A 25,929-nucleotide genomic window follows, 5' to 3' on the forward strand; every position below is an offset into this window, starting at 1 on the left:
CGGGTCTCCTTCATGCTCCGGTCGGAGCGATCTCGTAGGGGACGCCGCTCTCGTCGAGGGAGCGCAGGACGTCGGGCGGGGTGCGGTCGTCGATGACGACGAGGTCGAAGGTGCTCAGCGGGGCCAGCCGGTGCAGGGCGGTGCGCCCCAGCTTGGAGTGGTCGATCATCAGGACGCTGCGGTCGGCCGCCTTCAGCATCGCCCGCTTGACCGCGACGATGCGCTGCTCCTGGTGGTAGGCGTGGTTGCCGTACACCGACGAGGTGGACACGAAGCAGAGGTCCACCCGCAGCGCCTCGACCGCCTCCACGCAGGGCACGCCGAGGAAGGAGTCGTGCAGCCGGTCGTAGTCGCCGCCCAGGGCCATCAGGTGCAGCCCGCGCTCGTCGGAGAGCAGGTTGAGCACTTCGAGGAAGTTGGTGACCACGGTCAGCGGTTCCACGCCGGGCAGCAGCCGGGCCAGTTCCAGGGCGGTGGTGGAGTCGTCGACCATCACGGACATGCCGGGTTCGACGAGTGCGGCCGCCTTCGCCGCGACGGCCTCCTTCTCGGCCCGCATGGTCTTCTTGCGGAACGCCACGTTGCTCTCGAACACGCCGGACGGCTGGACGGTGACCCCGCCGCGGAACTTGCGCAGGATGCCCTCCCGCTCCAGTTCGTCGATGTCGCGGTAGATGGTCATCAGACTCACCCCGAACCGCTCGGCCAGGTCGGACGCGGAGACCGAGCCCTCGGCCAGCACGTGGTCCGACAGCTCGCGTCGGCGCTGGGAGGGCCCCCGGCGGTTCTTGTCCTGTGACATCCCTGCGGTCCCGTTCCGATCCGTCGACCGACCATAACAGTCTGCGTTGTGGATATAACATTCCTGACTGAGGTAGCGTTCGGCAGTGTTCACCACGTGCGGCGGCCGGGTCAACCCGTCGAGCGGTCCGCCGGATCGCCTCTCACCAGGTGGGAGGCGGGATACCGTCCCTTACGGACGGTGCGGGCGGGCGCGGGACCCGACTGTGGTCGGGGTGTGAAAACCCCGGGGTGCGCCCAGCCCGCCGCGGCCACCGGACGACGAGTGAGAGGACCGCAGCCCCGTGACGGACACCTCCGCGCAGGACCTGTGGGTGGGGATCGACCTCGGGACGCAGGGCGTGCGCGCCCTCGCCGTGACGGGCGACGGCCGGCTGCTCGGCCGCGGCTCCGCTCCGCTGGCCGGCCACCGCGACGGCGACCGGCACGAGCAGTTCCCGTCCGACTGGTGGGAGGGCGCCTGCGCCGCGCTGCGCGAGGCGCTGCGCGCCGTGCGGCCCGCCCGGGTGCGGGGTGTGGCGGTCTGCGCCACCTCCGGGACGGTGCTGCTCACCGACGCCGGCGGCACCCCGCTGACCCCCGCGCTGATGTACGACGACGGCCGGGCGGCCGCCGAGGCGCGCACCGCGCAGGAGGCCGGCGCCGACGTGTGGGACGCGCTCGGCTACCGCATCCAGCCGAGCTGGGCGCTGGCGAAGCTGCTCTGGCTGGTCCGCCGGGCGGACGGCGGGGCGGGGGCGCTGCGCGGCGCCCGGGTCTGCCACCAGGCGGACTTCGTGACCACCCGGCTGGTCGGGCGGCCGGTGCCCACCGACTCCAGCCACGCCCTCAAGACCGGGTACGACCTGCGCGGCGGCGGCTGGCCGCACGCGGTCCACGACGAACTCGGGCTGGCCGCACTGGACTTCCCGGCGGTGGTGGCACCCGGCAGCGTGCTCGGCACCGTGTGCGCGCGGGCGGCGGCCGTCACCGGGCTGGCCGAGGGCACCCCGGTCGTCGCCGGCATGACCGACGGGTGCGCGGCCCAACTCGGCTCCGGGGCCTGGGACATCGGGCAGTGGAACAGCGTGCTCGGCACCACCCTGGTGCTCAAGGGCGTCACCGCACGGCCGCTCACCGACCCGGCCGGGGTGCTGTACAACCACCGCGCGGCGGACGGCAACTGGCTGCCGGGGGGCGCCTCCAGCGTCGGCGCGGGCGCGCTGGCCAGGGCCTTCCCCGGGGCGGACCTGGCCCGGCTGGACCGCGCCGCCGCGGCCCACGAACCGTCGGGCGTGCTGTCCTATCCGCTGGTCTCGCGCGGCGAGCGCTTCCCCTTCCTCGCACCCGACGCCGAGCCCTTCACCCTGGGCACCCCGGCCGGCGACGGCGACCTGCACGCCTCGCTCCTCCAGGGCGTCGCCCACGTGGAGCGGCTGTGCCTGGCGTACGTCCGGCAGCTCGGCGCGCGGATCGAGGGTCCGGTGGCCTTCACCGGGGGCGCGACCGGCAGCGCGTACTGGAACCAGTTGCGCGCCGACGTGCTGGGCCGTCAGGCGGTGGTCCCCGAACACGCCGACCCGGCGCTGGGGATGGCGGTGCTCGCCGCGCACGGCGTCGGTCCGGCCGACGGCGCGGGGCCCGCGGCGTGGTCGGACCTGCGGCCGATGGTGCGGGTCCGTACGACACTCGACCCGCGGCCCGAGGTGAGCCGGCGCTTCGACGAGCCCTTCGTGGCGCTCGTGGACGCCTGGGAGCGGCGCGGCTGGCTCCCCGCACCGACGGCCGCCTACGCACGGGAGCACGGATGACCGACACCCCTTCCTCCGGGGCCGCGACCCTCTTCCTCGCCCGGCACGGCGAGACCGTCTGGCACGAGGAGAACCGCTACACCGGGGTCAGCGACATCGCGCTCACCCCGCGGGGGCTCGACCAGGCCGAGGCGCTGGGCGCCTGGGCGGCCGGGGCCGGTCTCGACGCCGTCGTCACCTCCCCGCTGTCGCGCGCCCGCCGCACGGCGGAGCCCGCGGCGCGCGCCACCGGGATCGCGCCCGACGTCGAACCGGGCCTGAAGGAGGTGGACTTCGGGATCGCCGAGGGGCGCACCCTGGACGAGCTGCGCGCCTCCCACCCCGAGGCCGCCGCCGCCTTCCTCGCCAACCCCGCCGCCCATCCCTTCCCCGCCGGGGAGGACCCCTTCACGGCCGCGGCGCGCGGGGCGGCCGCGCTGCACCGGGTGGCCGCCGCCCGTCCCGGCCGGCGCGTGCTCGTGGTCGCCCACAACACGCTCTTCCGGCTGGTCCTCTGCCACCTGCTCGGCATCCCCGAGAGCCGCTACCGCCAGGTCTTCCCGGCGCTGCGCAACTGCGCGACCACCGAGGTACGGCTGTCGCGCGCGGGGGCCGCCCTGCTCAGCCTCAACGTCCCCACCTGACCGGCGGCCCCGCACGGCGGCCACCCCGGGTGGGCCCGCAGGCCGCCACGGCCGCCCGTGCACCCGCCCGTCCCGTCCGGCGGAGGGACGGGACGGGACGGGACGGGACGGGACGATGGGAGACGGTGCCGCCCCGCACCCCGGCCCCGAACGTCGGCCCCGCGCCCCGGGGCCGAACCCCGAGGCCCTTGGGACCGAACCTAGTTGTGGGAGTGCAGGGCCGCGTTCAGGCCGCCCCAGGACCCGGTGCGCTGGAGGACCTCCACCTTTCCGGTGGTGGAGTTGCGGCGGAAGAGGAGGTTGTCGGCGCCGGACAGTTCGACCGCCTTGACGATCTGGCCGTCCGGGAGCGTGACCCGGGTGCCCGCGGTGACGTAGAGCCCGGCCTCGATCACGCAGTCGTCGCCGAGGGCGATCCCGAGCCCGGACTCCGCCCCGAGCAGGCAGCGCTGCCCGACCGCGACGCGCTGGGTGCCGCCGCCGGAGAGCGTGCCCATGATCGAGGCGCCGCCGCCGACGTCGGAGCCGTCGCCGATCACCACGCCCTGCGAGATGCGGCCCTCGACCATGGAGGTGCCCAGCGTGCCGGCGTTGAAGTTGCAGAAGCCCTCGTGCATCACCGTGGTGCCGGCCGCGAGGTGGGCGCCGAGCCGGACCCGCCCGGCGTCCGCGATCCGTACGCCCGCGGGAGCCACGTAGTCCGTCATGCGCGGGAACTTGTCCACGCCGAACACGCTCAGGTGGGTGCCCTCCGCCCGCGCGGCGAGCCGGGTCCGCTCCAGGCCCGCCACCGGCACCGGCCCCAGCGAGGTCCACGCCACGTTCGCGAGCAGCCCGAAGACGCCGTCGAGGTTCAGCTCGTTCGGACGCACCAGGCGGTGGCTGAGCAGGTGCAGCCGCAGGTACACGTCGTGCGTGTCGAGCGGCTTGTCGTCGAGCGAGCCGATCACCGTGCGGACCGCGACGACCCGCACGCCCCGGCGCGGGTCGGGGCCCAGGGCCTTCGGCGCGGCCGCGCCCAGCAACTGTGCGGCGCGCTCCTCGGTGAGGTGCTCGGTCCCCGCGGGGCCGGGCTGCCCGGACAGCTCCGGGGCGGGGTACCAGGTGTCCAGGACGGTGCCGTCGTCGGCGACGGTGGCGAGGCCGGCGGCCGCGGCACCAGGGCGGATGTCAGTCATGCCCAGCACGCTAGCGGGTCGCCGCGAGGCGGGGCGAACCCGCCCGGCCGCCCGGCCCCGTCGGAACGGGACCCGACGGGGCCGGGGCGGGTCGGTACCGGGGCGGAGCGGGGCCGGGGCGGGCCGGAGGGGTCGCCCGGCGGGTCAGCCGTCCGTGACCGTGAAGGTGTAGTCGCCGGAGCCGACGGTCATCGTCAGGGTTCCGCCGCTCGCCTCCCCCACGGTGACCCCCGGGTCGGACTGGGCGGTCCGGCCCGGCGCGTGGAGGGTCCGGCCGTTCTCGCGGACGGTGGAAGCCGTCCCCCCGAGCAGCGGGAGCCGGACCGTCGCGGTGCTGCCGACGGGGACGACGGCGTGGTAGGTGAGGTCGTCGCCGTGCCGCTGCCAGGAGCTCTCGACGGTGCCGCGCACGGTCTGCTGGGTGGCCGAGACGTGCGTGAGGTCGCCGACCACGCTGGGCGCGAGCGTGAGGTCGCCGTAGCCCGCGCCGGCGCCGGTGGCCTGCCCGCCGGGCTGGATGCCGGCGAGCTGCTGGTAGAACCACTGCCCGATCGAGCCGCCGAGCCCGATGTGGTCCTTCGACGAGGTGCCGTCGGGCGCCGAGGAGTCCGGCCACTTCTCCCAGATCGTGCCGGGCCCCTGGTCGACCATGTACCCGAAGCTCGGGTAGTCCTCGCGCTCGGCGAGGGCGAGCGCGACGTCGTTGCGGCCGTACGCGCCGAGCGCCTGGTAGACGTACGTGGTGCCGACGAAACCGGTGGTGACGTGGTCGTCGTGCGCGGTGATGTCCTGGACGAGCCTGTCGAGGGTGGACTGCTCGTAGCCGGCCGGGACGAGGCCGAGCACGAGCGGCATCGCGTAGGACAGTTGCGAGCCGTTGCCGAACACGCCGGTGGCGGGGTCGAAGTAGCGCGACAGGAAGCCGGTCCTCACCTGGTCGGCGACCGCGTCGTAGTGCGCCGCGTCGGCGGTCCTGCCGAGCACCGCGGCCATCTTCGCCAGCAGGGACGCGTCGAGGTAGGAGAAGGCGGTCTGGAAGTAGTCGTGCGGGGTGCTGACCGTGGACAGCCAGTCGTCGCCCCAGGAGGTCGGGGAGGCGACCACCACGTGGTCGGCGTCGCTGATCGTGGCGAGGTAGTCCACCCACGCCTTGACCTGCGCGTAGTTGGCGGCGATCGGCCGCGGGTCGCCGTACTGCGTGTAGGTGTCCCAGACGATCTGCGGGTAGGCGCTGCCCCAGGCCGGGTCGGTGGCCCAGGCGCCCTGCCCGCCGTTGGCCGGTGCCACCGAGGGGATGCTGCCGTCGGCGTTGGCGCTGGTGGAGATGTCGCCGAGCCACTTGGCGTAGAACGCCTGCATGTCGTAGTTGCTCATCGCCTCCTGGTCGCTGTCGCCCGCGTCGCCGAGCCAGCCGTGCCGCTCGCGGGTCGGGCAGTCCATCGGGATGGACTCCAGGTCGTTGAGCTGGGTCTGCGCGACGGCGTCCTGGATCTTGTCGAGCAGCGGGTCGGAGGTGCTGAACCGCCCGGTGGTGGCCACGTCGGAGTGCACGACCTGCGCGGTCACGGTCACCTTCGCGTCGTCGGGCAGGCCGGTCAGCTCCGCGTAGCGGAAGCCGGCGTAGGTGAAGTGCGGCGCGTAGCTCTCGGTGCCGGAGCCGGCGAAGGTGTAGTGGTCGGTCTGCCGTGGCGGGTCGGCGGCGGAGAAGCTGATGTTGGAGGTCGTCACCCGGCCGTTCGCGTCCAGGATCTCGCCCTGGGTGACGGTGGCGGTGGTGCCGGCCGGTTCGGCGGCCGCGAGGGTGATGCGGCCGGTGCGGTTCTGGCCGAAGTCGTAGACGCGCACGCCGTCGGCGGGGCGGGTCTCCTTGACCGGGTCGAGGGTCTGGACGACGCGGGTCGGCGGGGAGGTGTCGGCCTGGAGCGCGGTCATGGTGTCGTAGCCGGTGGCGGGACGGGCGCCGTAGACGCCGAGTTCGGCCAGCCGGAAGGTGCAGCCGGCGCTGGTGCAGGGCAGCTTGGTGGCGGTGACCCGGACGTAGCGGGCGGTGGTGTCGGTGGTGAGGGTCACCGGCGTGGTGCCGGGGCTCGGCTGGTCGGCGCCGGTGCGGTCCACGACCGTGGTGGCGGTGGCGAACGTCGGGTCGTCGCTGACCTCGACCTTGTAGCGGACGGGGAAGCCGGCGGCGATCAGGTCGCCGGAGGTGTCGTTGGTGGGGCGCGCCGGGAAGAGCGTGAGGGTCCGCAGCGGCTGCTCCGAACCGAGGTCGGTCTGCACCCACTTGGTGGTGTCCGGGGTCGTCTCGATCTTCGAGTGGTAGCCCTCGGAGGCATCGGTGGAGTTGTCGGTCCCGTCGGTGAGCGCGGCCGGCGACCAGCCCGCGGTGGTCGTGGTGTCCAGCGCGGTGACCGGTCTCCCCTGGGCCAGGCTCACCGGGTGCGCGACCGGGAAGAGCGCGTGCACGGCCGTCCACCCGGTGTCGTCGTGGCCGGGGGCGTCCCAACCGGGCGCCGCCTTGCGGGCGTCGTAGGTCTCGCCGTACCAGAAGTCGTCGCCGGTCACCGGGCCGGCGGTGGTCCGCCAGGACGGGCCGGTGCCGAAGGTTGCGGTGGAGCCGTCGGTGTAGGTGATGTCGAGTTGGGCGGTGAAGACCGGCTGGCCGCCGTACTGGCCCCGGCCCGCCATGAACCCCAGCGTGTTCGCGCCCCGGCGCAGTTGCGCGGTGACGTCCAGGTCGCGGTAGAGCACGCGCGCGTCGTAGTCGGTGACCGAGGAGTCCAGGACCTCCGACGGCTGCACGAGGGCGCCGTTCAGGTGGGGTTCCACGATGCCCTGCGCGCCGAAGTACAGGCGTGCCCGGGCGACGGGCCGGGTGACCTGGAAGTCGCCGCGGGTGAGGGCGCCGTCGTCTGCGCGCAGCCACCAGGACGACCAGTCGGTGGCGGCGGGCAGCCCGGTGTCGAAGGTGGCCGGCGCCGACCAGGCGGACGCGGCGCCCTCCTTGTTCCAGGTCCTGACGGTCCAGGTGTACGTCCGGTCCGCGACGAGCGCGGGGCCGGTGTAGGGCACGGCGGTGGCGTTCGCGGACCGCACCCGGCCGGTGTCCCACCCGGCCGCCGGCCGGCCCTTCCCGCCGCTCGCGGTGGCGGGCGCGACCCGCACCTCGTACCCGGTCTGGGCCTCGGCGCGGCCGGTGTCGCGGACCGTCCAGGCGAACGACGGATGGGCGGTGTCGGTGACGACGTCCGTCGTCCGGCCGTCGAGCCGCAGCCCGGTGGGGGCGAGCGGGCCGCCGGAGGCGTGCCCGCCGGGCGCGGTCGCCGACGCGGTGGTCGGGGCCGCCAGCGCGGTCGCGAGGAGCGCGGCCAGCGCCGCCGCCCGGCTCCCGCGGCTCCTTCCGCGGCCTCCCGGGGGTCCGGTGGGACGGGCGATGGTGCGTGCGAACACGGTCATGCGGCGTCTCCCTACGGGGAACCATAACGTTTCATGCGCGCCGCCACGTCCTACCGGCAATCCCCTCCCGGGGACAAGGGCCCCGGCACGGATCAGTACGCGGCGCCGCGCGCGGGCGAGCGGTTATCGACCGTATTGCGGGGTTAAGTTCCCTGGCGGCGCCGCGAGTTGTCCGAAAACTGGTCGGCGCACGACTGTTGCCGCGCCGGGGCGCCGTGGATAGCGTGTGCACCGTTCAGAGCTGAAACATTTCAATCCGGTGCGCCGATCGCGGACAGCGACCGTCTCCGAGCCCCCTCGGGCCACCTCGGCGCCGCGACAGGAGCGAGCCATGTCGAACAGCACGGAACCGGGCCCCGGGCCGAAGCGGAGGATGGTGCTCCGCGCGGGTGCCGCCTCGGTGGTCGCCGCCGCGGCGATGCGCGGGGTGACGGCCGAGGCGGCGGCACCGGCCGCCGGGTCGGCGCCCGCGGGGGCGCGGGGTGTGGCGCCCGCCGCGGCGTCGTCGGCCGGCGGGACGTCCGGCGCGCACGCCGCCCCGAGCGGCCGCTGGGACGCCTTCAAGCTCTCCCCCGCAAGCCGTACGGTCGCTCCCGTCGCCGTGCACGCCACCACCGGCGGCGTCGGCGCGGCCGGGGATCTGGTGCGCAAGCCCGGTACGGCCGCCACCCGGCTGAGCGGCGAGGGCGCGTCGGTCACCCTCGACTTCGGCAAGGAGGTCGGCGGCCACGTCACCCTCACCCTGGGCGCCGGCACGGACGCCGACCAGCTACTGGGGCTGACCTACAGCGAGCTGTCCACGTACGTCAGCACCACGTCGAGCGACGGCTCCAACGGCGGCAGCAACGACGAGCCCCCTGTCTGCTACACCGCCCAGCCGGCCGGCCGGATCAGCACCCGGACCTCCGTGCCCGTCTCCGGCACCGACGCCGCCGACGACCCGGCGAGCCAGTTGCGGGGCGGCTTCCGCTACCTGACGGTCGTCAACCAGGGCGCGGGCGCGGTGGAACTCGCCGGCGTGACCGTGGAGATCGCCTTCGCCCCCAACACGGCGGACCTGCGCGCCTACCCCAACTACTTCTCCTGCGACGACGACCTGCTCACCCGCATCTGGTACGCGGGCGCCTACACGGTGCAGACCAACATCGTGGCGAACAACCAGGGCCGGGTCTGGGGCCCGCCCGCGGTCGGCTGGAACAACGGCGCCCGGATCGGCGAGGCCGGCGACACCGTGCTCGTGGACGGCGCCAAGCGCGACCGCACCGTGTGGCCGGGCGACCTCGGGATCTCCGTGCTCACCGACTACGTGTCGCTCGGCGACATGCGGACGGTGCGCGACTCCCTCCAGACGCTCTACAACCACCAGGCCGGCAACGGCGCCCTGCCCTACGCGGGCCCGGCCGTCGACTTCATCGGCAACTCCGACACCTACCACCTGTGGACGCTGATCGGCACCGCCTCCTACCTCCAGTTCACCGGCGACACGGCCTGGGCGACCGGGATCTACCCCCGGTACAAGGCCGCGCTGGACTACGTCACCGCCAAGATCGACGGCGACGGGCTGCTGGACGTCACCGCGAGCGCCGACTGGGCGCGCACCGACTCCGACGGCAAGAACATCGAGGCCAACGCCATCATGTACCGCGCGCTGGTCACCGCCGGCCCGCTCGCCCGGGCGGCCGGCGACACCGCGACCGCCTCGGACAGCACTGCGAGGGCCGCCGCGCTGAAGTCCGCGGTGGAGGCGGCCGGTTACTGGGACGGCGGCGCGGGGCTCTACCGCGACAAGCCCGGCTCCACGCTCTACCCGCAGGACGGCAACGCGCTGGCGGTGTGGTTCGGCCTGGTGCCGGACGCGGACCGGGCGGCCGCGGTGAGCAAGGCGCTCGGCGCGCGCTGGACGCCGGTCGGCGCGCTCACCCCGGAGAAGAGCGCGCAGTCGGTGCACCCCTTCCCCGGCGGCATGGAGGTGCACGCGCACTTCGCCGCCGGCCGCGACAGCACCGCGCTGGACCTGGTCCGCCGGGAGTGGGGCTACATGCTGGACGCGCCGCAGGGCACCGCCAGCACCTTCTGGGAGGGCTACCGCACCGACGGCAGCTCGGACTACACCGGCTCCTACATGAGCGCCGCGCACGGCTGGTCCACCGGGCCGACCTCGGCACTGACCTTCCGGCTGCTGGGCATCGCGCCCGCCGACGACGGCACCGCCGGCTACCGCGTCGCCCCGCACCCGGGCGGAGTCGGCCGCGCGGAGGGGCAGTTGACGACGCCGGCCGGGGTGATCGCGGTGTCTTGGCGGGACCGCGGCCGCGGTGAGTTCGACCTGACCGTCACCGCCGCGAGCGGCGCCGTCGGCGAGATCGCGGTCCCGGTGGCGGCCACCGGGTCCTTCGTGGTGAAGGTGGACGGCAAGACCGCCTGGGACCGCACCGCGCGCGCCTACTCCGCCCGGGCGCAGGCCGGTTACGTCGTGCTCACCGGCGTACCGGCCGGCACCCGGACGGTCACGGTCCGCCGCGGCTGACCCCGACGGAGACCGTGTACGGCCGTCGGCGGCCGTCGTCTCCGGGCCCCCGGACCGCTCCGCCCTGCCGCGGCCCGGCTCCGGGGGCCCGGTCCGCGGAACCGGTCGCGCGGGGCCGGTCGGGCGGGGCCGGTCGCGCGGGGCCGGTCGCGCGCGGCGGCCGCCGGCGTCAGTGCGCGGGCGGCGGCGGGACCGGGCCGTCCCACGCCCCCGCCTGCTCCGGCCCCGCGCCCAGGACCGCGCAGCGCAGCCAGTGCTCGCCCGGCTCCAGCCGGACCGTGAGCACGGGCAGCGCGGTGCGCCGGGCCAGCAGGTTGGTGCCGGGCAGCGGGTTGACGACGCGACCCTCCCGGACCGGGCCGCCGCCGATGTCCCGCAGCCCGCTGAGGTCGCCCGCCGCGGACACCGCGACCGCGCTGCCGGCCGCGCTCTCGAGCCGGACCGGCCCGCCGTCGCGGTCGACGGCGAAGCTGCCCTCCGCGGTGAACAGCGGCCGGGCGGTGCGGACGCGGTGGGTCCGCAGGTGCCAGGGCGCCGACGCGTCGAGCCAGGTGGTGATCTCCACGTCGGGCCAGGGGTGCCAGGTGCTGCGCACGCCGCCGTCGGCCGTGGTGCTCGGCTCCTCGCCGGCCTCGCGGACCCGGAAGTGCACCGGCTCCGCCTCCGGGCCGTCGTCGCTGACGGCCAGCACCGAGTCGTACGCCCCGTGCGTCAGGCCGGTCTCACCGGACGGGACGCTGAAGGCGAAGCGGGTGGAGTAGGCGAACTTGGCGTACTTCGCGGCGCCGGCCCGCGCCCACATGCCGTGCTGGAGCCCGCTGAGCGCGGTCACGTCGCCGCCCGAGCGCATGAGCACGGCGCCGGGGTGCGGCTGCGCGGACACCCGCGCAACGGTCCGCGCCCCGATCCGCGCCCCGTCGGCCACGGCGCCTTCCCCGGTGCCGGCCGCGGCGCCTTCCCCGGCGCCGGCGGTGGCACCTTCCGCGGCCGCGTGCGGCTCCTCCGCCGCCGTCCAGAACGCGTGGCCGGCCGGCAGCGCCAGCGGCAGGAACGCCTTCATCGCCCAGTACGGCGACCCCGGCCCGTTGTACTGCTCGGCCATCAGCGGCTGCGGGTAGCCGTACCCGATCGACAGCACCCCGTCGGGCGCGATCCGCTCCTGCCGGGCCCGCCACCAGCGCAGGTGCCGCAGCAGCAGGCCCTTGACCTCGCCGTGGGAGAGCGCGTCCACTCCGGCGTAGGGCAGCGCGCCCCAGAAAGAGCCCTGCGCGAAGCGGTAGGTGAGGCTGCGGCCGAAGGGCACCGCGGCGCCGTCGTCGGCGAACCAGTGCCGGAAGTCCGGGGCGAAGTCCGCCGCGCGCTGCCGGAAGCGCTCCGCCCGCGCCGGGTCGGCCTCGCCGGCGAGCGCGGCGTAGATCAGGCCGTAGAAGTGCATGGCCCACGGGACGTAGTAGTCGCGCTGCGCGGTGGCGCCGTCGCCGTACCAGCCGCCGCCCAGGGCGTACGACTCCAGGGTGTCCAGGCGGGCGTGCCGCGCGTCGCGGTCGTGCGCGTAGCCGACCCGGTCCAGGCCGAGGCTGACCATGACCGGGAAGAAGTTCCAGTTGTTCGGCGGGGTCGCCCGGGGCAGCGACGCGGCCAGCCAGCGGCCGACCCGGTCGCGCGCCCTGCCGTCGAGCGGGTCCCAGAACCGCTCGGGGGCCAGGGCGAGGGCGAAGCCGATCGCCGCGGTCTCCACCTGGCGCTGGTCGACGTCGCCGATGCCGCCCCAGTACTCGGGGTGCTCGGGGTCGGTGCCGGCGTCCAGCCCGCGCGCCCACAGCTCCCAGTGCGCGAAGTCGCCGCCGCCCGCGGCCAGCGGGGCCAGGCCCCACAGCGGCCGGGCGTACCCCTCCAGGTCCGCCGCCGCGTCGTCGTGGTGGGTGAGGTTCACGCCCGGCCTGATCCGCGCGCCGTGCGGGCTCGCGTACGGCACCAGCGCGGCGGCCAGCTCCCCGACGTAGGTCTGAAGGTCCGCGCGCGCCCGCGCGCCGCCGCCGATCCCGGTGGTCATGGGTGCCGCCTCTCGGTGAAGTTGCGATAATTTTCGCAACTCCGCCACGGCCCGTCAACGCCCCCGCGCGCAGGGCGCGGCAGGCCGCGGCCGCCTCCCCGTCGCCGGAGCGGCCTCGCGCGCATCCCCTAGGCATACCGACCGGTCGGTACTACCCTCACCGCAATCTCGGCCGCGCCCCCCGACCCGCGCCGTGCCGTACGCGACGCGCCGTGCCCGCGCGCCGCGCCCCGCCCCGCGCGCACCCCGGGCCCAGCACCCCAGGAGGAGCCGTATGTCCGCCCACCCGACCTCGTTCCCCACCGGCAGACCCGGCCCCGGCGCACCCGGCGCCGGTGCCCGCGGCGCGCTCGCCCGGCTCTACCGGCGCGACCTCGCCGGCTACCCGCCCACCGCGCGCCGATGGAGCTGCCTGGCGATCGTGGTGCTCACCACGGTCGTGCTCTACTACATGCTCTACGTGCAGTACGCCGTGGCGACGTCGATCATCACGCACTTCGGGATGACCTACCGCTCCTTCGTCTGGGTCTCGGTCGTCGGCAACGCGGTCGGCGCGTTCGCGTCGCTGCTGGCCGGTCTCGCCGACCGCTGGGGCCGGGCGAACATGGTGGTCTACGGGCTGCTGGCCGCGTCGGCGCTGGTCTGCTTCGGACTGCCGAACGCGGGCGGCGCGACCGCGTACCTCGTGCTCTTCGCGCTGGTCAGCTTCGTCGAGGGCGTCGTGCTGGTGGCGACCCCGGCGTTGATCAGGGACTTCTCGCCACAACTCGGCCGGGCCACGGCGATGGGGTACTGGACGATGGGGCCGGTGGTGGGCAGCCTCGTGGTCACCATGGTCACCAGCCACACGCTGGACGGTTCGAGCTGGCAGGACGAGCTGCGGTACTCCGCGATCGCGGGCTTCGCGGTCTTCGCGGTGGCGCTCGTGGCACTGCGCGAGCTGGCGCCCGCCGTGCGCGACCAGGTGATGGTCAGCCTGCGGGACCGGGCCCTGGTCGAGGCGCGGGCGCGGGGCGTCGAGCCGACCGCGTCCCGGCGCGGCGAGTGGCGGCGCGTGCTGCGGGCGGACGTCGTGGGCTCGGCGCTGGCCGTGGCGCTGTTCCTGCTGCTGTACTACGCCGCCGTCGGCAACTTCGTCGTCTACTTCTCCACCACCTTCGGCTACGACGAGCAGCGCGCGAACGCCCTGGCCAACTGGTACTGGGCGGCGAACGCGATCGCGCTGGTCGCCGTCGGCGTGCTGTCGGACCGGCTGCGGGTCCGCAAACCGTTCATGGTGGTCGGCGCGCTCGGGTCGATCGCGTTCACCGCGGTCTTCGCCTCCCGCGCCACCCACCCGGCCACCGGCTACTCCACCTTCGCCTGGCTGTTCGTCGGCATCGGCGTGTTCAGCGGCATCGCGTACGGGCCGTGGATGGCCGGCTTCACCGAGACCGTCGAGAGGCGCGACCCCGCGGCGACCGCGGCCGGACTCGCGGTGTGGGGCTGGACGGTCCGGGTGGTCGTCGCGGTCTCCACGGCCTTCATCCCGGTACTGGTCACCTCGGTGACGCCACTGGTCGAGCACGGCGCCCAGGTCGCCGCGGCCTCCCGGACCGCCGCCCCGGCGCTGGCGATCGTGGAGCAGCACCCCCGGCTCTTCGCCGAACTCGACCGGTATCCGGCGGGCAAGGCCCCCGCGGCCCTCACCGCGCAGGCGGTCGCGCAGGTCGGGCCGGACGACCTGGCGGTGGTGGCACGGGCACGGCCCCAGCTCGCGGTGCTCGACGCCTACGGCGCCAAGGTGCGCGAGGCGTCGGCCGACGGGCCCGGGCAGTGGCGGGACTGGTGGTGGATCTGCGTCGGCGGGCAGGTGCTGTTCCTGCCGTTCGTGTGGGCGATGGCCGGACGCTGGCGCCCGAAGCGGGCCCGCGAGGACGCCGAGGCCCACGAGCGGGCGGTGGCGGAGGAGTTGGCGGCGCTGGCGGCCGCCCGGGAGTGAACGCGCCGGCCGCGGCGGGTGCTTCGGCCCGCCGCGGCCGGTCCGCCGCGCGTCTCCCGGGCCCCGTGCCCGCTTCCGCGGCCCGCGCCCCTGCCCCCGGCCGGCGCCGCCGCCGTGGACACGGACGGTCACCCGCGAACTCCCTTGCGTACGTGACCTCGGGCGATGCGCGCCGATCCGGGCAGGTGGCCGTGTTGCGATCAGGGGAATCGGGCGTTCGGCTCGGAGACGGGGACTACAGTTCACGATCATGGCCGAACGTCCGTTTGAAGCAATCGGATTGAGCGCCCATGCCGACCGGGTCTACCCGCTGCTGGTGGCGACCCGGGGAATGGCGGTCGCCGAACTGGCCCGGCAGGCCGCGCTGCCCGCGGAGGCGGCACGCGCCGCGTGCGTGGAACTGGCGGTGCGCGGGCTGGCCCGGCTCGGACTGGACGACCGCTGGTATCCGCTGCCGCCGCACGACGGACTGCTCCCGCTGCTGACCCGCGCGCAGGAGCAACTGGTGCGCGGCCGCGAGCTGTTCGACCGGCTCGCGGTGGAGTACCAGCGCGTCCACGAGGGCCACCGGGTGGAGGAGGTGGTCCAGGCCGTGCAGGGAGCCGACGCCGTCAGGTCCCGGCTGGACGCCGTCCTGCGCGGTGCCCGGACGGAGTTGCTGGTCTTCGCGTCGGGCGGCCCGGATCCCGCCGAGCCCGAACTACCCGGCGGCCGCGCCGTTCCGGGTGGCCGCGCGGGAGGGGGCGGGCGGCCCGGGCACGGCGGCGCGGGCGAGCCGGGCGGCTCCCGCGGCGCGGGGGGCCTGGAACGGCCGGGCGGGCGGGCCGGCCCGGCGCACCCGCCGGGCCCGGCGCACCACCCGCCCGGTTGGGCCGGCGCGGCCGGCTTCTTCCGGGCGGTCGGCTCCGGCGTCCCCGACGTCCGGCGCCGCGTGGTCGTCGAGCGCGCCGCCGCGCAGAAGGACCCCGACGGCGCGCAGGGCGCGCTCGACGCGCTGCCGCCCGACGCCGACGTCCGCGTGGTCGACCGGCTGCCGGTCCGGATGTGCGTCGCCGACCACGCGGTGGCCCTGGTGCCGCTGGGTGCCGACGCCCGGTCGCCGGAGCCGGCGATGCTGGTGATCGGGGCGAGCGGGCTGCTCGACGCGCTGGTGGCGCTCTTCGAGAGCGTGTGGTCCGGCGGGGTGCCGCTCGCCCGGCCCGGCGCCGGCGCCGGCACGCTCCAGCAGCGCATCCTCGCGATGCTCGTCATGGGCAGCACCGACGCCGCCATGGCGCGCTCGCTCGGCGTCGCGGTGCGCACCGTACAGCGCCGGATCGCGGCCATGCAGCGCACCGCGGGCGTCGACAACCGCATCCAGCTCGTCTGGCACGCGGCCCGCAACGGCTGGCTGGACTGAGGCCCCGCGCCCCGAACCGGAGGCCGCGTCCGGGCCGCGCCCGCGCGCGCCCGCCGCGCGGCCGGAACTCGCCGGCGCCGTACCGGAACCGGCCCTCGCCCCTTGCGCACCCCACCCGGCGGGCCGTCCCCGGCCCGGGTGCGCCCCGAAGCGGAACCGCCCTGCTCATCGCGGTGGCGCCGGCACCGGCGGCCGGAGGCGGCGGAGCCGGAACCTCCCGGGTCAAGGGCCGCCCGGTGTGGGCGCGGTGACGGTCCGCGGCTTTTGTGGTGAGGGTGGTGTGTGGGCGCGGTGGGCCGGGTGGCGCGAACGCGACGTTCCCGGAGGGGGCAACGATGTCAGGTATCCGTCAACACGTAAAGGATTCCCATGGGGTGGGTGATGCACAGGTATACGCCAGCGGTTCGATCGGGCCGCAGCCGGCGCATCACCCGGCATCAGGTCACGCCCAAGGAGACCCACCTTGCGCATACCGTCCCTCAGACGCGGCGTGGTCGCCGCGCTCACCACCGCCGCGCTCGCCGCGCTGGGGCTCCAGGTGCCCCTGGCGGCCACGGCATCGGCCGCCCCGGCGGCCGCCAAGTCCGCCAAGTCCGCCACCGACGTGGTGCACGCCTGCGGCACCGCGAAGCCCGGCCAGTTCTCCTGCTTCGCGCTGCGGCGCACCGACGTCCCGGCCAAGAAGGGGGTGCAGCCGCTCGCCGCCACCCCGAACGGCTTCGGCCCCGGCGACCTCCAGAGCGCCTACGCGCTGCCCGCCGACGGCGGCGCCGGCCAGACCGTGGCGATCGTCGACGCGTACGACGACCCGAACGCCGCGGCCGACCTGGCCGTCTACCGCGACCAGTTCGGGCTGCCCGCGTGCACCGCGGACAGCGGCTGCTTCACCAAGGTGAGCCAGCGCGGCGGCACCGACGACCTGCCCTCGCCCGACCCGGACTGGTCCGGCGAGATCTCCCTCGACGTGGACATGGTCTCCGCGGTCGCGCCGAACGCCCACATCCTGCTGGTCGAGGCGGACTCGGCGAACTTCGAGGACCTGGGCGCCGCGGTGGACGAGGCGGTCGCGCTCGGCGCGAAGTACGTCTCCAACTCCTACGGCACCGGCTACGACTCCTCCCCCGGCAGCGGTGAGGACCCGTCCGAGCTGACCTCCATGGACCCGTACTACGACCACCCGGGCGTGGCGGTCGTGGCGTCCTCCGGCGACGGCGACTACGGGGTGAGCTACCCGGCCGCCTCGCAGTACGTCACCTCCGTCGGCGGCACCGCGCTCGCCAAGGACACCGGCACCAGCCGCGGCTGGTCGGAGTCGGTGTGGCACAACGCGTACGGCGGGCCGGGGTCGGGCTGCTCGCTCTACGAGCCCAAGCCCTCCTTCCAGACCGACACCGCCTGCGCGAACCGCACGGTCGCCGACGTCTCCGCGGTCGCCGACCCCGAGACCGGCGTCTCGGTCTACCAGACCTACGGTGGCGGCGGCTGGTCGGTGTACGGCGGCACCAGCGCGTCGTCCCCGATCATCGCGGGCGTCTACGCCGCGGCCGGCACCCCCGCCGACGGCACGTACCCCAACGCGTACCCGTACGCGCAGACCGGCGCGCTCAACGACGTGACCAGCGGGAACAACGGGAGCTGCACCCCCGCCGCGCTGTGCACCGCCGGCACCGGGTACGACGGCCCGACCGGGCTGGGCACGCCCGACGGCCTGGACGCCTTCCGCAGCGGCCCGCACGGCGTGATCACCGGCAAGGTCACCGACCACGCCAGCGGCGCCCCCGTCTCCGGCGCCACCGTCAAGGCCGGCGACCACAGCGCCACCTCGGGCACGGACGGCACCTACACGCTCGACGTCCCGCCGGGTTCCTACGACCTGACGGCCTCCGCCTACGGCTACGCGGACGGCTCGGCGAGCGGCGTGCAACTCGACGACGGCGCCACCGTCACGCAGTCCTTCGCGCTGGACCCGGTGCCGACGCAGACCGTCTCCGGCAAGGTCACCGACGGTTCCGGCCACGGCTGGCCGCTCTACGCGAAGATCACCGCGGCCGGCGTGCCCGGCGGCCCGGTCTTCACCGACCCGACCACCGGCGACTACTCCCTGACGCTGCCGCAGAACAGCTCCTACACGCTGCACGTCACCGCCGACTACCCCGGTTACAAGGCCGTGGACCAGACGGTCGCCGTGGGCACCGCCGACCGGACGGCGAACGTGTCGGTGCCGGTCGACCCGGCCTCCACCGACGCGCCCGGCTACTCCGTCACGCTGAGCGGGTCGACCGAGCCCTTCACCTCCACCACCGGCCCGCCGGACGGCTGGATCGTCTCCGACGCGGACGGCACCGACGGCGGCTGGACCTTCGACGACCCGGGCTCCCGCGGCAACCTCACGGGCGGCGAGGGCGGCTTCGCCATCGTCGACAGCGACCACCTCGGCCAGGGCGCGAGCCAGGACACCTCGCTGGTGTCGCCGTCCTTCGACCTCAGCTCCGCCGCCGGCCCGCTGCTGAGCTTCGACACCGACTACAAGCCGTACACCGGCTCCACCGCCGACGTGGACGTCTCCACCGACGGCGGCAGCACCTGGTCCACGGTGTGGAGCAGGACCAGCACCGCCGCCAACGGCCACGTCGAGGTCGCGCTGAGCGACGCCGCGGGCAAGAGCGACGTCGAGGTGCGCTTCCACTACACCGGCGACTGGGCCTACTGGTGGCAGGTGGACGACGTCTTCCTCGGCCAGCGCAGCTACGACCCGGTGCCCGGCGGCATCGTGGTCGGCAACGTCACCGACGCCAACACCGGGGACGGTGTGGACGGTGCCACCGTCACCAGCGGCGACGCGCCCGACGACCACACCACCACCGTGGCCACCCCGGACGACCCCGCCGTGGGCGACGGCTTCTACTGGCTGTTCTCGCACAAGACCGGCAAGCACCCGCTGACGGCGGCGGCCTCGCACTACACCTCCGCCACCGCGACCGCCAACGTGCCCTCCGACGGCACGGTGGACCGCGATCTCAGCCTGAAGGCCGGGCAGTTGAGCGTGACGCCGGCCTCGATCGCCAAGACCGCGGCGTGGGGCGCGACCGCCACGCAGAAGCTCACCGTGAAGAACACCGGCACCGCGCCGGCCACCCTCACCCTGGGCGAGACCCCCGGCGGCGTCACGGTGCAGGCCAAGGGCGCCCCGCTGAACCTGGTCAAGGGCGACTACTCGCCGCTGTCCCTGGCGAAGCACTCCCGCTCCACCGCCAAGTCCGGAGCGGACGCCGCGGGTTCGAGCCCGGCGGGCGCCACTCCCGAGGCCGCCACCGCGGCGCAGGGCGCGGCCGGTGACGCCTGGCAGCCGGTTCCCGACCTCCCGGTGGCCACCGGGGACAACACGGTCGACAGCTGGCAGGGCACCGTCTACTCGGCGTTCGGCTTCACCGGCGCCACCGACACCAGCGACCTGTACGCCTACAGCGCGGACAGCGGCGCGTGGACGAAGCTGGCCCCGGCCGCCGACACCCGCGAGTCGCCGGCGCACGGCATCATCGACGGCAAGCTGTACGCCGCCGGCGGATGGGGCCCCGACGGCTCGCCCGACGCCAAGCTGGAGATCTACGACATCGCCGGCAACACCTGGTCGACGGGTGCGAACGCGCCCAAGCCGTACGCCGGTTCGGGCACGGCGGTGCTCGACGGCAAGCTGTACTCGGTCGGCGGCTGCACCGCCACCGCCTGCGGCACCACCGACGTGACCGCGTACGACCCGGCCAGCGACTCCTGGTCGACCCTCGCGTCCTACCCGGAGTCGGTGGCGTGGGAGTCCTGCGGCGCGATCGCGGGCAAGCTGTACTGCTCCGGCGGCACCACCGACGCCGGCAGCATCAGCCACGCCTACGTCTACGACCCGGCGGCGGACTCCTGGTCGCCGATCGCCGACCAGCCCACCGACGCGTGGGGCTCCTCCTACGCGGCGGCGAACGGCCTGCTGCTGGTCAAGGGCGGCGCGATCAACGACGCCGCCGCGCTGACCAACCAGACCTGGGCGTACGACCCCACCGCCGACTCCTGGACCGCGCTGCCGAACGCCGACTCCTCGCTGTACCGGGGCGGCGGCTCGGTCGGCTTCTACTCGGTCGGCGGTCTGGTCGGCAGCACCCCGGACGGCACCTCGGAGGTGCTGCCCGGTTACGACCAGGTCGGCTCCACCGACGTCACCTGGCTGTCCGAGAGCGCCGACACGGTGACCGTGCAGCCCGGCAAGAGCGCGAGCGTCACGGTCACGCTCGACGCGTCGGTGCCGGAGATCACCCAGCCCGGCACGTACACCGCCTCGTTGAACCTCGCCGGCGACACCCCGTACCGGCTCACGCCGGTCGGTGTCTCGTTCACCGTCAAGCCCCCGGCCACCTGGGGGAAGATCGCCGGCACCGTCACCGCCTCCGGCGGCGCCCCGCTCGCCGGCGCGACCGTCCAGATCGACACCTGGGCCACGCACTACACCCTGAAGTCCGCCAAGGACGGGACCTACGCGCTCTGGCTCGACGTGCGCAACAACCCGCTCCAGGTCATCGTGGCGAAGGACGGCTACCAGCCCACCGTGGCCACCGAGAAGCTCAAGAAGGGAGCCACCACGACGGCGGACTTCGCGCTGCTGAAGGACTGACCGGGCCGCCGTCCCGGGACCGGGACGGGCCACGGCCGGGGGCGGGTGCCGCGCGCGGCACCCGCCCCCCTCGTTCCCGGGTCGGCGGGCGGACCCGCCGCGCGTCAGCTCGGCAGCGTCCAGTGCTGCGCGCCGGTGCCGTTGCAGTCCCAGATCTGCAACTGCGTGCCGTCGGCCGTCGAGGCGTTCGGGTCGTCCAGGCAGCGCCCCGACTCCGGGTTGACCAGGGAGCCGTTCGCGCCCGGCAGCCAGCGCTGCGCGCCGGTGCCGTTGCACTGCCACCACTGCACCAGGGTGCCGTCGGCGGTGCCGCTGCCGCTGACGTCCAGGCAGCCGCCGAGCGCGCGCAGCGTGCCGCCCGCGCCGGGCACCGCCGTCCACTTCTGCGCGCCGGTGCCGTTGCACCCCCACAGTTGGACGTGCGTGCCGTTGGTGGTCCCGGAGTTGGCGACGTCCAGGCACTTGCCCGCGATCCCGGCGGCGACCGGACCGGTGGCGGTCTGGCCGGTCGAGGCGAGCGCGGACTCCACCAGCGCGGCCGCCCCGCTCATCCCGGCCTCGTTCGGGTGGTACTGCGAACGGCCGGCGGCGGGCGTGTACGTCTCCACCCACGGGGTGGCCGCACAGGCGTCGTGGCCGTGGCTCGCGGCGGCCAGGTCCACCAGGGTGGCGCCGGTCGCGGCGGCGGCCGTCGCCGTCGCGTCCACCAGCCGGGACGCGATGCTGCGCTCGTAGGCGGCCTGGTCGGCGGTGAGCGGCACCCCGGTGCACACCCCGGAGTCCGGCAGGATGGTGAAGTAGTTGACGAACAGCACCTTCGCCTGCGGGGCGGTGGCGTGCACCGCGGTGACCACGTTCTCCAGCCGCCCGGCCAGCACCCCGAAGGTCTGGTCGATCGACGTGCGGTCCACGCTGCCGCAGTTGGAACCGCCGCCGGTCTGGCAGGAGTAGGAGTCGATGCTGCCCAGGTAGTCCACGTCGTTGCCGCCGATGGTGACGGTGACGAGTTTGGTGGAGCTGGTGACCGCGTCGATCTGCGGCGGCTGGCCCGCCTGGTCGGTGGTCAGCACGTTCGCCGTCGTCGCCCCGCTGCACGAGGCGTCGGTGAGGTTCGCGCCGATGTCGCGCGCCACCTCGCTGGCGTAGTTGTTCTGCGACCGGGCGCAGGCCGCCGCGCCGGTGCCGGTCTGGCTCGGCGGGATGCCCGGGCCGGCCGCGAACGAGCTGCCCATCGCCACGTAGTCCAGCCCCGCGGCGGTCGCCGCCGGGGTCACCGCCCGGCCCGCCGAGGGCGCCGCCGGGGTGCCGGCGAACGCGGCGGGTGCCAGGAGCACCGCCGAGGCCGCCAGCGCCGCCGCGACGCCGGCGGGCACCCACACCCGCCGCCGCCCGGCCGCCGGCCTTCCGCTCTGCCGAGAAGTTCCCATGCCACCTCCAACCATGGGGAGCCGCACCGCGGCTCCGAGGACACTGCGCGCCGTGCTTGTGCTCGTGCTCCGTGCTCCGTGCTCCGTGCTCTGCGAACTGCGCACTGCACACCGCGGACCGCGGACCGCGGACCGTGCTTCGTGCGCCTGACTCGCCGCGCACCGGGGCCTGGCGGCACCCGGTGCGCGGGAGAAGGGTGGGCGGCCGTCAGCCGCCGAGGACGGCCCCCACCGTGTGGCGGCCGGTCGCGCCGGCGGGCAGGGGCGGGGCGGGGCGGCGGCCGTCCACCGCGCACGCGTGCACCCGGGTGCCGGACCCGCGCGGTGCGACGTCGACGGGCGCGCCGCGGTACGGCGGCCCGGAGAGGGGCGCCCGCCCCCGGCCGGCCGGCAGCGGCGGCGAAGGCCGCGGGCCCCGCTCGGTGCGGTCGGCCCCGCTCGGCCCGGCGAGGACCGTCCGCCGGTCTCCGGTCGCCGAGCACGCCTGGTCCGGCTGCGAGGCGGGGTGGGAGGCGGTGCCGTCGCCGCCGGTCCGCGGGCCGCCGCCCACCGCGCGGGTGCAGGCGGTTCCCAGGACACCGCGTCCGGTGGGGTGGTCCGGCCCGCGTCGTGCTCCGCGCCCGGGCTCCCGCGCCGCCGTGACCGACTCCATGGCGTCCACTCCTCTCGCCCCCGGGCCCGCCGGAGCGGCACCGGCGGCGTGCCGGAACGTGACCAGTGATGGCAACGTTGTCAAAGTGTCAAGGGGGAAGCTAGCAGCCCGCGTTGACACCGCCAAGGGGTCCGACACCACCTCCTGGGGCGCGTCCCGCACAGTCCGGTCGTGCGCCCGGAGGGCGGGCCAGGGGTTATCTGGTGCTCCCGCACACCCTCCGGCTGGGAGGCACCCCGAGCGCCGCCGGCCGGGCGGGCTGTGCGGACACGTCCCGGGGGCCGTCCGGCGGACGGGTCCGCCGCGGCCTCTACTTGTTGCCGTGCACCGGGCCGACCCGCAGGTTCTGCACCGAGGAGCCCACGCACTCCTGCTTGTTCCACGGGATGTCGAGGGACGCCTTCTGGTTCGGCGGGTAGACGCGCAGGGACGGCACGGTGGTCAGGTCGCAGGTGCCCGCGGAGTAGCCGCCCTCGCCGTTGACGGTCTGCACGTCGGCGTAGGCGTGCGCGTTCGGGATGAGGGTGACCCGGGTGGCGGGGGTGTCGGCGGTGCGCGTGGCCGCCTTGCCGAGCTGCACGTCGTGGGCCTTCACGAAGGACACCCCGGGGTAGCCCGAGAGGGTGCAGGGCGAGGAGCCGGTGTTCTGGAAGACGATCTGGAAACCGGTACTGCCCGCACCGGTGGAGAAGTTGGCGGTGGTCGCCTTCAGCTGGCCGGTGGCGCAGCCGGGCACCGTGGTGCCGGCCGAGGCGGTGCTGCCGGACCCGCCGCTCGTCCCGCCCGACCCGCCGACGGCCGTCGTACCCGCACCGCTGCCGCCGACGGTGGCCGGCTGGGCGGTCTGCCCGTCCGCCGAGTCGTCGCCGGGCGGAGTGCTCGTCCCGGACGGCGCCGAGGCACTGGCGGAGGACGCGGCGTCGGAGGTGTCGGACGCGTTGCTGTCGTCCGGTCCGCAGGCCGCGAGCGCGAGGCCGGCGGTGGCGAGCACGACGACGAGGGTTCCGGTCCTGACGGTCCTGGTGCGCATGGTCCTTGCCTTTCCTGTGCGGTCACTGAGGCGTGTGGTGCGCCTCCGTTGATCGTGTACCCACAGATTCGGCATGTCAGCGGCCGTCCGGGTCTCGTTACACAGCGGGGACACAACGGGGCATCCGCCGCGACATCCCTCCGGCCATCGTGACGGAAGCGGACGAACCGGCGCCGCCGGGCCTCCCCGGGGACGACGAACGGGCGGTCGCCGCGTGTTCACGCGGCGACCGCCCGTCACCGAGGTCGCGGGCCGACGGGGCCGGCCGGACGGATCAGACGTTGAAGCCGAGGGCGCGCAACTGCTCGCGGCCGTCGTCGGTGATCTTGTCCGGGCCCCACGGCGGCATCCAGACCCAGTTGATCTTGAGGTCGCGCACGATGCCCTCGGTCGCCGAGGTCGCCTGCTCCTCGATGACGTCGGTCAGCGGGCAGGCCGCCGAGGTGAGCGTCATGTCGAGGGTGGCGACGTTGGTGTCGTCGATGTGGATGCCGTAGATCAGGCCGAGGTTGACCACGTCGATCCCCAGCTCGGGGTCGACGACGTCGTAGAGCGCCTCGCGCACCTCCTCCTCGGAGGCCGGGGTGGTGCTCAGGCCGTTGGGTACCGTGTCGGGCACGGCGTTCTCGGTCATGCGGGCTTCCCTTCAGCCAGCGCCTGGGCGGTGGCGTCCTTCCATGCCATCCAGCTCAGCAGGGCACACTTCACGCGGGCGGGGTACTTGGAGACGCCGGCGAACGCGACGGCGTCCTCCAGCACCTCCTCCATCGCGTCGTCGGGCTCGATGCGGCCGCGGGACTGCATCAGCTCCAGGAAGGTCTCCTGGATCTTCTGCGCCTCGGCGATCTCCTTGCCGACCAGCAGGTCGTTCAGCACCGAGGCGCTGGCCTGGCTGATCGAGCAGCCCTGCCCCTCGTAGGAGATGTCCCCGATCACGCTGCCGTCCAGCCGCACCCGCAGCGTGACCTCGTCACCGCAGGTGGGGTTGACGTGGTGCACCTCGGCCTGGCCGTCGCGCAGCCCGCGGCCGTGCGGGTGCTTGTAGTGGTCCAGGATCACGTCCTGGTACATCGAGTCGAGTTTCACAGCAGCACCGCCATCAGCCGAAGAAGTTCCGGACCTGCTCCAGCCCCTCGACCAGGGCGTCGACCTCGGCCGGGGTGGAGTACAGATAGAACGACGCTCGCGTCGTCGCAGGAATTCCGTACCTCAGGCACACCGGGCGGGCGCAGTGGTGGCCGACCCGGACCGCGATGCCCTGCTCGTCCAGCACCTGCCCGACGTCGTGCGGGTGGATGTCGCCGAGCGTGAAGGAGATCGAGGCGCCGCGGTCCTCACCGGTGGTCGGCCCGATGATCCGCAGGCCGGGGACCTCCAGCAGCCGTCCGAGGGCGTACTCGGTGATGGCGTGCTCGTGCGCGGCGACGTTCTCCATGCCGAGCGCGTTGAGGTAGTCCACGGCCGCGCCGAGGCCGACCGCCTGGGCGATCGGCGGCGTGCCCGCCTCGAACTTGTGCGGCGCGGGCGCGTACGTGGAGGAGTGCATCGAGACGGTCTCGATCATCTCGCCGCCGCCGAGGAACGGCGGCAGGTCCTCCAGCAGCTCCTGGCGTCCCCACAGCACACCGATGCCGGTCGGGCCGAGCATCTTGTGCCCGGTGAAGGCGACGAAGTCCGCGCCGAGCGCCTGGACGTCCAGCGGCATGTGCGGCGCGGCCTGCGAGGCGTCGATGAGGACCAGCGCGCCGACCTGCTGGGCGCGGCGCACGATCGCCTCGACCGGGTTGACGGTGCCGAGGATGTTGGACACCAGCACGAAGGAGACGATCTTCGTCTTCTCGGTGATGACCTGCTCGATGTCCGACAGGTCCAGCCGGCCGTCGTCGGTCAGGCCGAACCACTTCAGCTTCGCGCCGGTGCGCTGCGACAGCAGTTGCCACGGCACGATGTTGGAGTGGTGCTCCATCTCGGTGATGACGATCTCGGTGTCGCCGTCCACGCGGTAGGGCTCGTCGGCCCAGCCCAGCATGTTCGCCACCAGGTTCAGCGACTCCGACGCGTTCTTGGTGAAGATCACCTCGTCGCGGCTGGGTGCGTTGACGAAGGCCGCGATCTTGTCGCGGGCGCCTTCGTACAGCGCGGTGGCCTCCTCGGCGAGCACGTGGACACCGCGGTGCACGTTGGCGTTGGACCGCTCGTAGTAGGCGCTGAGGGTGTCCAGCACCTGGCGCGGCTTCTGCGAGGTGGCCGCGTTGTCGAGGTAGACCAGGCGGCGGTCGTCGTGGACCAGGCGGTCCAGGATCGGGAAGTCCTTGCGGATCGCCTCGGTGTCGAGGAGGCCGGCCGGCACCCTGCCGGCCG

General features: G+C 74.6%; 16 protein-coding genes. 6 read left to right on the plus strand and 10 right to left on the minus strand.

Annotated features, from left to right (window positions below):
* Positions 1-10: 10 nt before the first annotated feature.
* The gene (locus RVR_RS07015) at positions 11-802 is read right to left on the minus strand and encodes a DeoR/GlpR family DNA-binding transcription regulator (protein WP_202233016.1); all 792 of its coding nucleotides are present in this window, start codon (positions 800-802) and stop codon (positions 11-13) included.
* Positions 803-1,085: 283 nt separating this feature from the next.
* Here RVR_RS07015 and RVR_RS07020 point away from each other — a divergent pair, with 283 nt between their 5' ends.
* Positions 1,086-2,591 carry an FGGY-family carbohydrate kinase gene (locus RVR_RS07020; RefSeq protein WP_202233017.1) on the plus strand — a complete coding sequence of 502 codons (1,506 nt, stop codon included), beginning with the start codon at positions 1,086-1,088 and terminating at the stop codon, positions 2,589-2,591.
* Complete coding sequence (locus RVR_RS07025) at positions 2,588-3,214, plus strand: histidine phosphatase family protein (protein ID WP_202233018.1); 627 nt, start codon at positions 2,588-2,590, stop codon at positions 3,212-3,214. Before RVR_RS07020 ends, RVR_RS07025 begins: the two co-directional genes overlap by 4 nt.
* A 200-nt stretch (positions 3,215-3,414) precedes the next feature.
* On the opposite strand, the gene dapD is transcribed toward RVR_RS07025, so the two are convergent.
* The gene (gene dapD, locus RVR_RS07030) at positions 3,415-4,392 is read right to left on the minus strand and encodes a 2,3,4,5-tetrahydropyridine-2,6-dicarboxylate N-succinyltransferase (protein WP_202233019.1); all 978 of its coding nucleotides are present in this window, start codon (positions 4,390-4,392) and stop codon (positions 3,415-3,417) included.
* Between the two features lie 144 nt (positions 4,393-4,536).
* Positions 4,537-7,845 carry a family 78 glycoside hydrolase catalytic domain gene (locus RVR_RS38565; protein ID WP_202233020.1) on the minus strand — a complete coding sequence of 1,103 codons (3,309 nt, stop codon included), beginning with the start codon at positions 7,843-7,845 and terminating at the stop codon, positions 4,537-4,539.
* A 331-nt stretch (positions 7,846-8,176) separates the two neighbouring features.
* Between RVR_RS38565 and RVR_RS07040 the strand changes: the two genes are divergently transcribed.
* Positions 8,177-10,372 carry an alpha-L-rhamnosidase-related protein gene (locus RVR_RS07040; protein WP_202233021.1) on the plus strand — a complete coding sequence of 732 codons (2,196 nt, stop codon included), beginning with the start codon at positions 8,177-8,179 and terminating at the stop codon, positions 10,370-10,372.
* A 169-nt stretch (positions 10,373-10,541) separates the two neighbouring features.
* Here the strand turns inward: RVR_RS07040 and RVR_RS07045 are convergent, their stop codons facing one another.
* On the minus strand, positions 10,542-12,425 hold the full coding sequence (locus RVR_RS07045) for a DUF2264 domain-containing protein (protein ID WP_202233022.1): 1,884 nt from the start codon (positions 12,423-12,425) through the stop codon (positions 10,542-10,544).
* A 274-nt stretch (positions 12,426-12,699) separates the two neighbouring features.
* On the opposite strand from RVR_RS07045, the gene RVR_RS07050 reads away from it, so the two are divergent.
* The 3 genes from RVR_RS07050 (at position 12,700) to RVR_RS07060 (ending at position 20,459) form a co-directional block, all read left to right on the plus strand.
* Positions 12,700-14,406, plus strand: coding sequence for an MFS transporter (locus RVR_RS07050; RefSeq protein ID WP_202233023.1), 1,707 nt, complete (start codon positions 12,700-12,702; stop codon positions 14,404-14,406).
* A gap of 280 nt (positions 14,407-14,686) precedes the next feature.
* Entirely contained in the window at positions 14,687-15,805 is a 1,119-nt protein-coding gene (locus RVR_RS07055) for a helix-turn-helix domain-containing protein (protein ID WP_202233024.1), read from the plus strand.
* A 490-nt stretch (positions 15,806-16,295) separates the two neighbouring features.
* Positions 16,296-20,459, plus strand: coding sequence for a carboxypeptidase regulatory-like domain-containing protein (locus RVR_RS07060; protein ID WP_202238446.1), 4,164 nt, complete (start codon positions 16,296-16,298; stop codon positions 20,457-20,459).
* A gap of 104 nt (positions 20,460-20,563) precedes the next feature.
* On the opposite strand, the gene RVR_RS07065 is transcribed toward RVR_RS07060, so the two are convergent.
* From RVR_RS07065 to RVR_RS07090, 6 genes are all read right to left on the minus strand, one after another.
* On the minus strand, positions 20,564-21,886 hold the full coding sequence (locus tag RVR_RS07065) for a ricin-type beta-trefoil lectin domain protein (protein WP_202233025.1): 1,323 nt from the start codon (positions 21,884-21,886) through the stop codon (positions 20,564-20,566).
* Positions 21,887-22,094: 208 nt separating this feature from the next.
* A complete protein-coding gene (locus RVR_RS07070; RefSeq protein WP_202233026.1) occupies positions 22,095-22,538 on the minus strand; it encodes a hypothetical protein in 444 nt (147 codons plus the stop codon).
* A 310-nt stretch (positions 22,539-22,848) separates the two neighbouring features.
* Positions 22,849-23,568 (minus strand): DUF4232 domain-containing protein, encoded by a 720-nt coding sequence (locus RVR_RS07075; protein WP_202233027.1) that lies wholly within the window; start codon positions 23,566-23,568, stop codon positions 22,849-22,851.
* 274 nt (positions 23,569-23,842) lie between these two features.
* A complete protein-coding gene (locus RVR_RS07080) occupies positions 23,843-24,202 on the minus strand; it encodes a metal-sulfur cluster assembly factor (protein WP_202233028.1) in 360 nt (119 codons plus the stop codon).
* A complete protein-coding gene (gene sufU / locus RVR_RS07085; protein WP_202233029.1) occupies positions 24,199-24,654 on the minus strand; it encodes a Fe-S cluster assembly sulfur transfer protein SufU in 456 nt (151 codons plus the stop codon). Before sufU ends, RVR_RS07080 begins: the two co-directional genes overlap by 4 nt.
* Before the next feature lie 13 nt (positions 24,655-24,667).
* Positions 24,668-25,918: a cysteine desulfurase gene (locus tag RVR_RS07090; RefSeq protein WP_430393222.1), complete on the minus strand. Its 1,251-nt coding sequence runs from the start codon at positions 25,916-25,918 to the stop codon at positions 24,668-24,670.
* Positions 25,919-25,929: the final 11 nt, after the last annotated feature.

The sequence above is a fragment of the Streptomyces sp. SN-593 genome, assembly GCF_016756395.1.
GTDB lineage: Bacteria > Actinomycetota > Actinomycetes > Streptomycetales > Streptomycetaceae > Actinacidiphila > Actinacidiphila reveromycinica.

Coding starts and splice junctions, on each gene's coding strand:
- RVR_RS07025 (WP_202233018.1), top strand. CDS start 2,588: ATGACCGACACCCCTTCCTCCGGGGCCGCGACCCTCTTCCTCGCCCGG.
- RVR_RS07065 (WP_202233025.1), bottom strand. CDS start 21,886: ATGGGAACTTCTCGGCAGAGCGGAAGGCCGGCGGCCGGGCGGCGGCGG.
- RVR_RS07040 (WP_202233021.1), top strand. CDS start 8,177: ATGTCGAACAGCACGGAACCGGGCCCCGGGCCGAAGCGGAGGATGGTG.
- RVR_RS07015 (WP_202233016.1), bottom strand. CDS start 802: ATGTCACAGGACAAGAACCGCCGGGGGCCCTCCCAGCGCCGACGCGAG.
- RVR_RS07070 (WP_202233026.1), bottom strand. CDS start 22,538: ATGGAGTCGGTCACGGCGGCGCGGGAGCCCGGGCGCGGAGCACGACGC.
- RVR_RS07080 (WP_202233028.1), bottom strand. CDS start 24,202: ATGACCGAGAACGCCGTGCCCGACACGGTACCCAACGGCCTGAGCACC.
- RVR_RS07045 (WP_202233022.1), bottom strand. CDS start 12,425: ATGACCACCGGGATCGGCGGCGGCGCGCGGGCGCGCGCGGACCTTCAG.
- dapD (WP_202233019.1), bottom strand. CDS start 4,392: ATGACTGACATCCGCCCTGGTGCCGCGGCCGCCGGCCTCGCCACCGTC.
- RVR_RS07050 (WP_202233023.1), top strand. CDS start 12,700: ATGTCCGCCCACCCGACCTCGTTCCCCACCGGCAGACCCGGCCCCGGC.
- RVR_RS07075 (WP_202233027.1), bottom strand. CDS start 23,568: ATGCGCACCAGGACCGTCAGGACCGGAACCCTCGTCGTCGTGCTCGCC.
- RVR_RS38565 (WP_202233020.1), bottom strand. CDS start 7,845: ATGACCGTGTTCGCACGCACCATCGCCCGTCCCACCGGACCCCCGGGA.